The 11,588-nt window shown below is 61.4% G+C and carries 12 protein-coding genes; 2 read left to right on the top strand and 10 right to left on the bottom strand.

Going from position 1 to position 11,588, the window contains the following annotated elements; genetic code table 11:
* Positions 1 to 323: transposase (locus tag AC07PE_RS26135; protein ID WP_498770079.1), on the top strand; the 323-nt coding region annotated here is incomplete at its 5' end.
* Between the two features lie 1,063 nt (positions 324 to 1,386).
* Here AC07PE_RS26135 and AC07PE_RS26130 read toward each other — a convergent pair.
* From AC07PE_RS26130 to clpP, 9 genes are all read right to left on the bottom strand, one after another.
* Positions 1,387 to 1,782: a glutaredoxin family protein gene (locus AC07PE_RS26130; protein ID WP_498770077.1), complete on the bottom strand. Its 396-nt coding sequence runs from the start codon at positions 1,780 to 1,782 to the stop codon at positions 1,387 to 1,389.
* A 1,451-nt stretch (positions 1,783 to 3,233) separates the two neighbouring features.
* Positions 3,234 to 3,677 (bottom strand): thioesterase family protein, encoded by a 444-nt coding sequence (locus tag AC07PE_RS26125; protein ID WP_498770075.1) that lies wholly within the window; start codon positions 3,675 to 3,677, stop codon positions 3,234 to 3,236.
* Positions 3,678 to 3,695: 18 nt separating this feature from the next.
* The gene (locus AC07PE_RS26120; protein WP_498770074.1) at positions 3,696 to 5,042 is read right to left on the bottom strand and encodes a M20/M25/M40 family metallo-hydrolase; all 1,347 of its coding nucleotides are present in this window, start codon (positions 5,040 to 5,042) and stop codon (positions 3,696 to 3,698) included.
* A gap of 72 nt (positions 5,043 to 5,114) precedes the next feature.
* Positions 5,115 to 5,432, bottom strand: coding sequence for a hypothetical protein (locus tag AC07PE_RS26115; RefSeq protein ID WP_498770072.1), 318 nt, complete (start codon positions 5,430 to 5,432; stop codon positions 5,115 to 5,117).
* Positions 5,429 to 6,142, bottom strand: coding sequence for a hypothetical protein (locus AC07PE_RS26110; RefSeq protein ID WP_498770070.1), 714 nt, complete (start codon positions 6,140 to 6,142; stop codon positions 5,429 to 5,431). Before AC07PE_RS26110 ends, AC07PE_RS26115 begins: the two co-directional genes overlap by 4 nt.
* Positions 6,143 to 6,270: 128 nt before the next feature.
* Positions 6,271 to 6,828, bottom strand: a complete 558-nt coding sequence (gene mepK, locus AC07PE_RS26105) for a peptidoglycan L,D-endopeptidase MepK (RefSeq protein WP_498770069.1) — start codon at positions 6,826 to 6,828, stop codon at positions 6,271 to 6,273.
* 115 nt (positions 6,829 to 6,943) lie between these two features.
* Positions 6,944 to 7,330: a hypothetical protein gene (locus AC07PE_RS26100; protein ID WP_498770067.1), complete on the bottom strand. Its 387-nt coding sequence runs from the start codon at positions 7,328 to 7,330 to the stop codon at positions 6,944 to 6,946.
* A 49-nt stretch (positions 7,331 to 7,379) separates the two neighbouring features.
* Positions 7,380 to 8,960 (bottom strand): methyl-accepting chemotaxis protein, encoded by a 1,581-nt coding sequence (locus AC07PE_RS26095; RefSeq protein WP_498770065.1) that lies wholly within the window; start codon positions 8,958 to 8,960, stop codon positions 7,380 to 7,382.
* 150 nt (positions 8,961 to 9,110) lie between these two features.
* Positions 9,111 to 9,755 carry an ATP-dependent Clp endopeptidase proteolytic subunit ClpP gene (clpP, locus tag AC07PE_RS26090; RefSeq protein WP_498770063.1) on the bottom strand — a complete coding sequence of 215 codons (645 nt, stop codon included), beginning with the start codon at positions 9,753 to 9,755 and terminating at the stop codon, positions 9,111 to 9,113.
* A 148-nt stretch (positions 9,756 to 9,903) separates the two neighbouring features.
* Between clpP and AC07PE_RS26085 the strand changes: the two genes are divergently transcribed.
* The gene (locus AC07PE_RS26085) at positions 9,904 to 10,596 is read left to right on the top strand and encodes a sigma-70 family RNA polymerase sigma factor (protein ID WP_498770061.1); all 693 of its coding nucleotides are present in this window, start codon (positions 9,904 to 9,906) and stop codon (positions 10,594 to 10,596) included.
* 3 nt (positions 10,597 to 10,599) lie between these two features.
* On the opposite strand, the gene AC07PE_RS26080 is transcribed toward AC07PE_RS26085, so the two are convergent.
* Positions 10,600 to 11,520, bottom strand: a complete 921-nt coding sequence (locus tag AC07PE_RS26080) for a LysR substrate-binding domain-containing protein (RefSeq protein WP_498770059.1) — start codon at positions 11,518 to 11,520, stop codon at positions 10,600 to 10,602.
* Between the last annotated feature and the right edge of the window lie 68 nt (positions 11,521 to 11,588).

Genomic DNA, 11,588 nt, shown 5'->3' with positions numbered 1-11,588 from the left:
ACTGCCAGGTTTGTCAGCTAAAACCGAGGTGCTGTCCCAACATGATCATTCGTAAAATCGACCGCAGTCCGCATGAGCCTGCGCGCGACGTGGCCAAAGCGATCGGTAAAACGCCGGCTTATCGCGAATCGCGTCGGGAGCGAAAGAAGGTGGAGATGCTGTTTGCCCACCTCAAACGCATCCTCAAATTCAGAGAATTGCGCTTGCGTGGGCCCAGCGGTGCCCATGATGAGTTTCTGTTGGCGGCAACGGTGCAAAATCTACGTCGAATGGCCAAAAACCTGCTGCCTGCACGCCGAAACGAGAATTTAGTGACGAGTTAGCCCAACCAGGATGGGCCAGGCCGCTCATCTTTCCTGTAAAGTTAGTTCATCAGGACTGCTTCTTGCCCAAGAGTTTTTCAACACAATAGACCCATTGCGGACGTTCACTAGAGCTTCTTAATTCTCGCAGGCTAGGACTTCAGTGCCATCTTCATAGCGATACTCAGCATGCCAGTAGTGTGGACTTTGCAGTTTTTGAAAGGTAACCCCAGGTTGTACAGCGTCGTTTGTCCTGAAGCGGTGCTCAAGGATCACTAGCAGTCTGCACTTAGGAGGCCAACTGGAAATCTCAACGATACGGTTACCCCCTCGGATCTCTGCTTCGAGCAAGCGTTGCAAAGGTGCTGACATCTTTGGGGACTTCGCTCATGTGGACGTGTAGTTAGGTGACTGGCGATGACCGCTGTTGGCCGATCTCGGCCGTACGGGTTAGCATAGCAGGTTGCCTAAGCAGAAAAGTTACGAACGGTCACGACAGGCCGGAACCGACCCTAATCGGGATCGTCGGCATCGCATAACGGTCGAGTTCAAATTTCAATAGCCGGCACACTCTAGCGCGTCTGGATGGATTTTCTAGTCAGGCACGCGATTAGTACGTCTGCTCACACAACCTGGCTTTTACGAGAGCCAGGGTGGTTCAGTTCGAACGCGCTACCGCCGCCGATACCGATACGGCCACGATGGATTTCAACGTGCCGGAGGCCCCGAGAGGGAACCGGGCAGCGTCGTGCGAGGTCATCGCGCAAAGGAATCTCCCCGCTTTTGCTTGGCGCAATGCGCGCCCTCCATTGCACGTAGTGGCGCTAGCGGCGCCCGTTTCCGCTGCGGTACGGGTTATCGATCTGGTACCGCCCTCGCCGGCCTGTGGTGAAGCGGCGATGTTGTGCAGCGCCGGGCAGCCATCGAGGCGTTTGTCGCCACGCTGGCGAACTCCCAGCACGCACTGAGCGACTACCTCACCCTCATCCGTTCGTTCACCTCGCATTCATGCCGGAGTCGCACGGGAAGATTTTCGCGACGAAGCCTCAACGGTGAATAAAAACTTTGTGTTTCGCCGCTGCTCTTATCTTGCCTTAGGTTCTATTTTTTCAAGCGCTGCATCTATCGCGGCTGGGTAAAACCCGTTCATTTGACGACTGCCAATCAGAATGAGTGGCACTCCCTTTCCTCCTAACGCAGAAAAATCGCGCCTGCCCTTTTCTGAATTATTTATATCAAAATCGACAAAAGCAATTTGACGTTTCCGTAAATATTCCCGGGCTTTGGCGCAATATGGGCACGTAGCAGTACCATATAAGGCAACCTTAACTTTTGCATCGGGATAATATGCGCTAAAGTTACCTTCGCTATAGTTCGGAGCCAACATGCGAACTAACCGAGGAGTATAGTGGCCGAGCGCCAGACCTGTAACCAAGATAAGACCATAGACCAGAAAATTTTTCGTTGTCTTTAAAATCATCAAGTGACTCCGCTATGATGACCAAGGAAATTGGCGCCAAATTTCGTTATGATGACTAAAAGAAATCGGCGCCATATAAATGGACATACGCGTCAGATAAAAAATTATCGTGAATTTTTGGCAGCTAGAAGAGGCATTATCAGCAACCGGCGTGCCATTCTTCCGCGCAACTGCTGCAAGAGAGGTCGCATGCGTCGTACATCGCAAAACACGTTTCTGCCGTTTGATTCGCGTCCGTCAAACATGCCTGGTATCTAGCGTTACAGATAGATACGCAAGACGCAAATGCTGGAGCCGACGCGACACCGATACCAATCGAGAAAATTAACAAAGCAAGTTTCTTGTTCATTTTTTTCCTTATGCTTGGAGGGAAAGTATTTTTCTGAAAAGCTTGCGGTTAATCTCTCCGCTAAGGCTGGGCACTAGTCGATAGAAGATCTGCACGCTTTGTCAGAAGCATCCAATCTATTCGCCCTACATCTTCATGTCAATTCAAATAGGGTAGAGATTTTTCGTTTCAGTATTTGATTTTCCGTGACTTTTCAGCCGCTATGCAGGTAGCGGGCAGGATCACCCGCGAATGCGCGTTGCAAGACGACGAACATATCGTAGCCTTGCTTGCGTAGTGTGTAGAGTCAGGAGTGGATGACTCGGAAATGCTAGGCCTCGTGAAGCATGCGGAAGCGGCGATATTTTCTGTTTCGCCTTGGGCATGTGCACGGCTCGCTCGCCAACGTTGTTAGTGAACGGCACAGTCGGATCGCTGATAAAGCGTAGTGCCTCGTCGGCCTAAAGCTGGAAGCGGCGCGGCAAGTTGGGCGCGACTGACTGCTTGCTGCAGTTCCACCGTCCCACAACTTGAGCGAGTTCAGGATGTAATGCTTATCCTTCACGCACCAAGGCGTCATACGCTGTGCGGAAGACGGCGATGTCGTCAGTGCTCAGCAAGCCTTGGTGGTGCCGCGCTACCGCACATAGCCGGATTGCACCGACCAGCAACTGCATCATTGACTCGGGCTATTGCTGGCCAGCGGGTTCTTTCACGTAGAGTAGTTCGCGTAGCAAGTGGGCAGCGATTATCGCCACCAGCCACGGTCCGTGCACTGCCCATTGCATGTACAGCGAAGACAAGAAGACTGAAAACACCCACGAAAGCAGAATCACGCCTCTATGGAACGCCGCCGTACGAAACTGCGGACAATCCAAACAACGCACACCGCGAATATTTGTACGACGCAGTTAGTTGCGAGAAAAAATACATGCGAAAGTTCACCCTAATGTTCTCAACGTCCGCTTCTGGCCTTTAGCAGCCTGCACGGTAGCACGCCACCGACCGGACGCAGCCTTCTTGATTAGTACTTAAAAGGCAGGGTTTGGCCTGACGGTCTGCTTTTGCCCTGGATTCAATTGCAGAAGTATTTCAAACCAAGCCGGCAGTTTCACCAGCTGCCTTAATCGATCCAGTTCACGCGGTCGAATTTAGTGCGGAAGTCTTCCGGCATCGCCACTACCTGGCTGGTCTTGTAATTAAAGAAGACGAAGCCCTGCTTGGCCATCGCCACCAGTTTCTTGTCCTTCGGGCGGCTGATGCGGAAGATGATGTCGCCGCCGTACTTGTTGAAGTCCATGACGCCGACTTCGAACAGCAGCTGGTCGCGCGCATGCGCTTCGGCGCGGTAGGTGGTGGCCAGGTCGGTGACGATGATGCCGGTGCCGTCGCGCTCGGTCTCGGGGACGCCGAATTCGAACAGGAAGCGGGCGCGCGCCTCGGAGATCATCGAGATCATCGAGTCGTTGCCGAGGTGGTTGGCGGCATTGATGTCGGTGACGCGCACCGTCAGCAGGGTCGTGTAGTAGTACTGGTCTTCGGGGAAGTCGAGATGTAAGCGTGCCATGAATCTAAAAATAGGGTCTCAGTCTTGCCGCGTGAGGCGGTAGATCAAAAGTGCTGCACGGATCGCGCTGCGTTCGATCGACGCCACTTCCAGGCTTTCGTTCGGCGAATGCGCGCCGCCGCCGCTGGCGCCCAGGCCGTCGAGGCTGTCGATGAAGGGCGCGACGAACTGGATGTCGCCGGCGCCGCGCGATTCCGGCGGCACCGCGCCGATCGGCCCCAGGCCGGCGTCCTGGCTGGCGCGCGAATATTGTTCCAGCACCTTCAGGTTGCCGGGCGTGACCGCCATCGGCGGGTAGGAATCGCGGAAGTTAATGCTGGCGCTGGCGCCGGGCAGGCTCTGGGCCACGATCTCGCGCATGCGCGCCTGGGCGCGGTCGCGCTGGGCGTAGTCCAGGTAGCGCAAATCTCCCTTGACGGTGACGGTGTTGGCGATGACATTGGTCTTGCCGAAGGCGGTGCCGAGCGAATTGGCTTCGTCGTAGGTGACTTCGGTGCCGCCCAGGATCACGCCGGGGTTGAAGGTCAGTCCCGGTTCCACGACCTGCTGGCGGAAGGCGTCGAGGATGCGCGCCGCCTCGTACACGGCGCCGTAGCCGCCAGGGCCGAACACGCCCATCGAGTGCGCCTGGCGCGCCTTGATCTCCAGCTCGAAGAAGGCGGTCGAGCGGCGGCCCACGGTGGCGGCCGCCATGCCGTCCTTGTTGATGATGCTGCCTTCAAAACTGAGGGCGACGTCGCTGCGCTTGGCCAGCTGGACCATGTCGCCGCGCGAGACGCTTTTCGGGTTGCCGGCTTCTTCCTCGTCGCCGGTCAGCATGACGGCGATGCGCGTGCCTTCGAGCGCGCCTGCCCGCTTCAGCGCGCGCAGGGCCTCGACGATGACGACGTCGCCGCCCTTCATGTCGGACACGCCCTGGCCCTTGACGCGGCGGACGCTGGCGTCGGCTTCGGGCTGCGGCTCCCAGGCCGGCGTTGTGTTGCCCGGCTCGAACACGGTGTCGAGGTGGCCGAGCAGCATCAGGCGCTTGCCGCGGCTGGACGGCTTGTTCGGCAGTTCGGCCAGCAAGTGGCCGGCGCGCTGCGTCTCGGGCGGCAGATCGATCCAGCGCGTCTGGAAGCCGAGTTCGTCGAACTGGTCGCGGAACAGCTTGCCGACGGCGCGCACGCCCGCGTGGTTCATCGTGCCGCTGTTGATGAGGACGCTTTGACGGAGCAGCTCCAGCGCTTGCGGCGCATGGGCGTGGATTTCGGCGACGATCTGCTGTTCGACCGGGCTCAGCTGTTGAACTGCTTCCTGCGCCCCTGCAAGCTGCACTGTCATGGCTGCCGCCAGTGCCAGCATGGTCTTTACGGTCCCGCGCATCGGATCTTTCCAGAAATAAGATGCTCAACTGTACACCGATTCGGTGTTCGAATGCTGTATGGACAGGGCGATTCAGCGCGGCTTGTCGGTGGGGTAGGGCGGCCGTCGCCGCATCTTCTGGACCACGCCGGCTGGGTCCAGCAGTAGCACCAGCTCGGTATGACGGCCGGCGCCGGCATCGGCTTCGTACAGCCAGGCTTCCTTGCCGCTGTCGAAGCTGACGGTCTTGGTGGGGCCGAAAGCGGCCAGCAGCTCGGCGCGGGTGGTGCGGCCGGGCACGACCAGCTGTGCAAAGCGGTCCTCGAGCACGATCTTGCCGGGCTCGTTCGAGCCGGTGGCGCAGCCGGCCAGGGCCAGCGCCATGGCGGACATCGCGAGCAGGCGCTTCATGGCTTCACCTCGGCCGAAGGCTCATCCATATATTCGAACGTCACCAGGGTGTCGTCCGGCCAGCTGCGGTCCCAGATCGGCGCGTAATAGGTGCGGTCGAGCAGGACCTGGCAATCGCAGAAGGGCAGCATCTCGCGGGTCTGCTCGCCGCCGGCGTAAAGCATGCGGAAAGGGAGGATTTCGGTGCGCTCGCCGGCGCGCAGGATCACCGAGAAGATCGGGCGCTCATTGAAAAACAGGAAATTGCCGTCCGGGCTGTTGCAAACCTGTTCCGGCGTCGTGAGGGCGTTCGAGATCCAGCCGAACAGCGGCGAACTGTTCGATACCAGCCCCGCCTCCATGCCGACCAGGCATTCCAGCCGCAAGTCGCCGAGGCGCCGCGTGCCGGGCGGCAAGCCGGGAGTGATGACCTGGGCGCGCCAGGTCATGCTGGTGGTCTTGCGGTTGGCGATCACGGCGGCGTCTTCGCGCAGGGCCTGCTCGTTGCGCGGCAAGGTGAAGGTGTTGTCGTCCGCTACCGCGATCGGCAGGGCGATATGGTCGCCGAGTGCGCGCAGCGTGATGCCGTGCATGTTCACGCCGGGCGTGCGCGGCAACAGGTGGAAGCGCAGCGTGGCCTGGGGGGCCAGCGCGTGCTCGCGCTGGAAGCGTTCCATGCCGCGGATCATCTTGCGATACGACTTGTCGACCGGATCGCGGGTCGAGCTCACGGTGACGGTTTGTGGCTTCGGTTCAGCCGAAGCCTGCGTCTGCTCCTGCTGCGCCAGGGCCATCGCTGGCCAGACACAGCAGAGCAATGCGGGCAGGAAGCTGCTCAGCCACCGCATCGTTTGATGGCTTACCAGTAGCGAACGCGGCCGACGTCCATGTGGACGAATTGCGAGTCCGGGTAATAGCCGACCCCGCCCGCCTTCTGCGACATCGCGATCTTGTGCAGCTTGGCAAGGTCTTGGCCGGGGACGCGCACGTCGATGGCTTTACCTTCCATGTGCAGGCTGTGTTTCGCCACGCCGGGGGTGTTCTCGTGCAACTTCGCATTCGATTCCGGCGAACGGTAGCCCGAAATCACGTGCAGGGTCGGATGGCTGCCGTATTGCGCGCTGATGCGGTCGAGCAGTACCAGCAGCTGCGGATCGATGGCCGACACCTGGTTGTTGCGGTGGTCGCGCAGCAATTTGTTGATGTCCTGCAGCGCTTCCGGAATGAACTGGCCTTCCGCCCAGAAAATACTGCGCAGGCTCTCGCCGGTGTGGGTGTTGTAGAGGCGCAAGATGCGCTCGTTTGGCGGCGCCGTACCGGGCACGGTGGCGGCCTTGGCCGATTTGATGACTGCGGGCGCACCGATCACGGAAGCCAGCATGGCGGAGCTTTTGAGGAAGGAGCGTCGTTGGTTCATGAGCTTTCCTTTCTGCTGTTCGTCAAGAGGACATGATACGCCTCATGCGGAAAGGATGTAGCAGATAAGTTCCCCAGAGGCTGTCAGTGCAGAACTACAAGCCGAGAAACATTGCTCAAGCATCCAGCGTGCCGCAAGGCACGAGCGAGGCAATGGGAGGAAGCGTACGAGGCGTTGCCGCTCCATCGATAGACCACAGGTCCAGTCCGGCCAGCAAGCCATCCTGTTCAAAGACGAAAGCACCGAACAGATGACCTTCCCCGTCCCGCCACTGGTAGTCTGAAAGTACCCGCATGGCAAAGGTCGCCGGCCGCTTTCCTGCGATGGCGAAATCGATACTCGCACACCCGCAGGCGCAATGCGAGGCCACTTCCGCATCCGCAAGCTGGGACAAAAATTGTTGGCCTTCAGCAGTGCCATGGGCGAGCAGCCAACCGACGAGCTCGCGTTCGGCCTGGCTCAGCGGGCGCGGATGGAGGAGTGTGCCGGGTTGGTGTGCCATGCCCCTTTATAGTCCTTCTGCCGGACTGATGTAAAGCACGGCACGCGTGTCACGCCAGGCTGAGTACCGGCGTGGCCTTCTCCGACGTACGGAACTTGCCAACCTGATCCGACAGGCGCTTCGATTGCTCGTACAGCGACTGCGCCGCCGCGCTGGCCTGTTCCACCAGCGCCGCATTCTGCTGGGTCAGGCCGTCCACGTGGGACATGGCCTGGTTGATCTCCCGTACGTGCACCGCCTGGCTTTCGCTGGCGCTGTCCATGTCCTGCATGGTGGCGGCAAGGCGGGTGACGTCTTCCACGATATGGCCCATGGTTTGCCCGGCTTTATTCACCAGCGCCGAGCCGGAGGCGATCGCCGAGGTGGACTCTTCGATCAGCGCCTTGATTTCCTTGGCCGCGGTGCCGGAGCGCTGCGCCAGGGTCCGCACTTCGCTGGCGACGACGGCGAAGCCGCGGCCCTGCTCGCCGGCGCGCGCCGCTTCCACGGCCGCATTCAGGGCCAGGATATTGGTCTGGAAAGCGATGCCGTCGATGACGCCGACGATATCGGCGATGCGCGCGGAAGCGGTGTCGATGGTATGCATCTTGTCGATGACTTCGCCCATCACCTGGCCGCCCTCGCTGGCGACCGAGGAAGCCGCGATGGCGGCGCTGCCGGCCGCGCGCGCCGCATCCGCATTCTTGCGCACCGTATTCGTCAGCGTTTCCATCGACGCCGTCGTCTGTTCCAGCGACGACGCCTGCGCCTCGGTGCGGCGCGACAGGTCGGTGTTGCCGGCCGCGATTTCTCCGGTGACGAGGGAGATCGAGCTGGCGCCGTCGCGGACTTCGCGGACGATGCCTTCCAGGCCCAGACGCATGCGGTCCAGCGTGCGCATCATGGAGCCGAGTTCATCCTTCGCATCCGATTCGAGACGGACGCCCAAGTTGCCGCATTCGACGCCTTCGGCGAAGGCGCAGGCCTGGGCGATTGGACGGGTGATGCTCAGGGTGACACGGAGCGCCAGCAGCGCGGCCATCAGGACGGCGACGGCTGAGATGGCGATCACGATCCAGCGGGACTGGGCCGTCACCGAATCGACGGTCTGGCTGGCGTGGCTCAGGTCGGACTCGATCGACTTGATGACTTCGTTCACGTCGATAACGATGCGGCGGCGCAGCGGGCTGCATTCATTGGCGAGGAAGGCGGCATAGCCCTGCATGTCCTTCGCTTCGCGATACTTGCGCGGGCGGTCGAGCTCCTTCGCCATCTGGCGCAGGCCGTCGCGCGCCTTGACGAAGTCCGCCCGCTTGCCCAGCTGGGCGTCGAGGGCTTGCAGGCGCTCCAGGTAGCGGTCGCGGAACTGTTCCACCAGCACCAGTTCCGCTTGGGCCTGCTTGTCCTCACCGATGACGTAGGCGTTGCGCGCCGAGATGCCGGTCTGGGCCAGGGACTCGCGTATATCGTACAGTGGCGCCAGCTGGTTCTCGCGAATGGCGGTGGCCTGCGCGATGGAGGCGGCGGTCGTGCTCAGGCGGCTGAGCGAAATCGCCGCAATGGCGAGCATGAGCGCCACGACGATGCCGAAGCAGATCGCGAGGCGGGGACCAATCTTGAAATGTTTGAACACGGCAGTCGACTGATGCACGAAAAAGGATGAGATTTCAGCTTATCCTCATTCAAGGCGAATATTTCACCTGAGCTACTTTTTCGCCCTGAGTCCAAGGTAAATCGACAACAAACCGTTTCTCTCGGGCAACACACTGTAAATTTACTGACACCCTGTCAAGCGCTCAATTCACAAATTTGCATGCTGGCCAATGTTGCCTTTGTCAATACCGCGCGCCGTGAGTACTCGATCGATCAGCCCATAGTCCACACCCTGCTGGGCCGACATGTAATTGTCGCGGTCCGAATCTTTTTCGATCTGCGCCAGCGTCTGCCCGGTGCGTTCCGCCAGGATGCTGTTGAGGCGGTGGCGCTGGTACAGCACCTCGCGCGCCTGGATCTCGATGTCGGCCGCCACGCCCTGCGATCCGCCGTGCGGCTGGTGGATCATGATGCGGGCATTCGGCAGGGCGAAGCGTTTGCCGATGGCGCCCGCCGCCAGCAGGAAGGAACCCATGCTGGCGGCAAAGCCCGTGCACAGGGTGGAGACGTCCGGCTTGATGAACTGCATCGTGTCGTAGACGGCCATGCCGGCATACACCGAGCCGCCCGGCGAGTTGATGTACAGGGCGATGTCCTTGTCGGGATTGTCCGACTCCAGGAACAGCAGCTGCGCGACGATCAGGTTGGCCGATTGTTCCGTCACTTCGCCGACCAGGAACACCACGCGCTCCTTCAGCAGGCAGGAATAGATGTCGAAGGCGCGCTCGCCGCGGCCGGTCTGTTCGATGACGGTGGGGACCAGGCCGAGCGCCCGTGGGGAATGTGCAATCATGATCGTCCTTTCGCGGTAGAGTGGAATGACTGCCCGCTTGACGCAGGTGGCCGGCTGCCATGTGACACCCTGAAAAATATTTCGTCGGCGTGTCACGTTCAGGCCCCGCCGGGCGTCAAGTGGCACCAGCACCGCAAAGGAGATGACGATGGCGAGCACCCATGACCTTGATGGCGCCCTGTTCGAGCAACTGCGCCCGCGCCTGACCGCGATCAGCCGCCGCATTGTCGGCAGCGAGGCGGACGCCGAGGACGTCGTGCAGGACTGTTACCTGAAATGGCATCGCGCCGAGCAGGACAGGCTGGCGACACCGGCCGCCTGGCTGACCACCGTCGTGCAGCATCAGTCGATCGACAGGCTGCGCAAGCGCGCCCGGGATGCGGTGGCGGAGCTGGCGGCCGGCGAGCTGGTTCCCGATACGCCAGCCTTGCTGCCGGAGGAGGGCTTGCTGCGGCGCGCGGAACTGGGCGAGGCGCTCGGGCGTCTGCTGGGGTGCTTGTCGCCGTCAGAACGTCTGGCGCTGGTGCTGCATGAAGTCTTCGAGTGTGAACACGCCGATATTGCGGCGGTGCTGGGGACCAAAGCCGTGAATGCGCGGCAGCACCTCGCGCGGGCGCGCCGGCGGCTGCGTGAGCGTGGCACGGAGGTGTCGGCGGAAGAGAAGCTGTGCAAGGAGCTGGTGCGCCGCTTTCAGGCTGCGATCAATGGGCTGGACGTGCCGGCGATGGTGATGGTGCTGGCGGCGGAGCAGCCGGTGTCGGTGTGCGATGCGCCGCGGTTGCAGCTGGGCGGCAGCGCGGCTGCCAACGATGCGGCCTATGCATGCAGCCTGGCGGCCTAGCATTCACGCCATTGCGACCCGCGCCGTCGCCGCCTCGGCCAGGATCCAGTCCCTTACCGCGGACAGCGCGCGGCTGCCGGCGCCACGCCGTTCCAGCAGCCAGTAGCCATGATCGGTGGTCACCGGCGGCCGCCTGGTAGCCACTGCAAGCTGGCCCTCGTCGATCAGCTTGCCGACCAGGGCCAGGCGGCCGAGCGCCACCCCTTGTCCTGCGAGCGCCGCCTGCGCCACCTGGTCGTACTGGTTGAACAGCAGGCGTCCATTTCCGGATGCGCCGGTCTTGTGCCCGGCATCGCGCAGCCAGTTTTTCCACTGCAGCCAGGGCCGCGAACTGTCGTCGTAATCGATCAGCACCTGGCGGCGTAATTGCGCCGCATCTTCGATTGCGGTAACGCCCAGCGATGGATGCGCCACCGGCACGAGCACCTCGCTGAACAGGCGTATTGCCCCTTCCGGCGCCAGCGCGTCCGGGCTGAAACGCAAGGCCAGGTCCATGCCGTCACGTTCCAGGTCCATCACGCGATTGGTGGCGGCGACGCGTACGTCGATCTCGGGTGCACTGCGCTGGAAGGCGCCCAGCCGGGGCAGCAGCCACAAGGCCGTCACGCCGATGGTGGCCGTGATCGTGATGCAAGGCCGCTCGCCGCCAGGGCGCAAGGTCTCGATCGCGCCGCCCAGCTGTTCCAGCATCGGGTCCGCCGTGCGGAACAGGTGTCGGCCCTCGAGGGTGAATTCGATGCTGCGATATGAGCGGACGAACAGGCGGCAGCCGAGCGCCGTCTCCAGTGCCTGGATCTGGCGGCTGACCGCGGACTGCACGATGCACAGGTCCTGCGCGGCGAGCGTGATGCTCATGCGGCGGCCAACCGCGACGAAGGTGCGCAGCAGGTCGAGCGGCGGCAAGTCGATCAAGCGATTCGGCATTCGTCAGTGCTCCCTGTCGGAGTGCATCATCGGTCTCGCATGCCGTCACGGCATGCGACCCAGTCATT

It is taken from the genome of Telluria sp. GW821-FHT07G12, from assembly GCF_059418525.1.
This window is presented reverse-complemented; position numbering and strand designations above follow the sequence as displayed.

Bases quoted from the DNA above. Each gene is read 5' to 3' on its own strand.
- AC07PE_RS26130 (WP_498770077.1), bottom strand. From the start codon at position 1,782: ATGATTTTAAAGACAACGAAAAATTTTCTGGTCTATGGTCTTATCTTG.
- AC07PE_RS26100 (WP_498770067.1), bottom strand. From the start codon at position 7,330: ATGGCACACCAACCCGGCACACTCCTCCATCCGCGCCCGCTGAGCCAG.
- clpP (WP_498770063.1), bottom strand. From the start codon at position 9,755: ATGATTGCACATTCCCCACGGGCGCTCGGCCTGGTCCCCACCGTCATC.
- AC07PE_RS26125 (WP_498770075.1), bottom strand. From the start codon at position 3,677: ATGGCACGCTTACATCTCGACTTCCCCGAAGACCAGTACTACTACACG.
- AC07PE_RS26120 (WP_498770074.1), bottom strand. From the start codon at position 5,042: ATGCGCGGGACCGTAAAGACCATGCTGGCACTGGCGGCAGCCATGACA.
- AC07PE_RS26080 (WP_498770059.1), bottom strand. From the start codon at position 11,520: ATGCCGAATCGCTTGATCGACTTGCCGCCGCTCGACCTGCTGCGCACC.
- mepK (WP_498770069.1), bottom strand. From the start codon at position 6,828: ATGAACCAACGACGCTCCTTCCTCAAAAGCTCCGCCATGCTGGCTTCC.
- AC07PE_RS26115 (WP_498770072.1), bottom strand. From the start codon at position 5,432: ATGAAGCGCCTGCTCGCGATGTCCGCCATGGCGCTGGCCCTGGCCGGC.
- AC07PE_RS26085 (WP_498770061.1), top strand. From the start codon at position 9,904: ATGGCGAGCACCCATGACCTTGATGGCGCCCTGTTCGAGCAACTGCGC.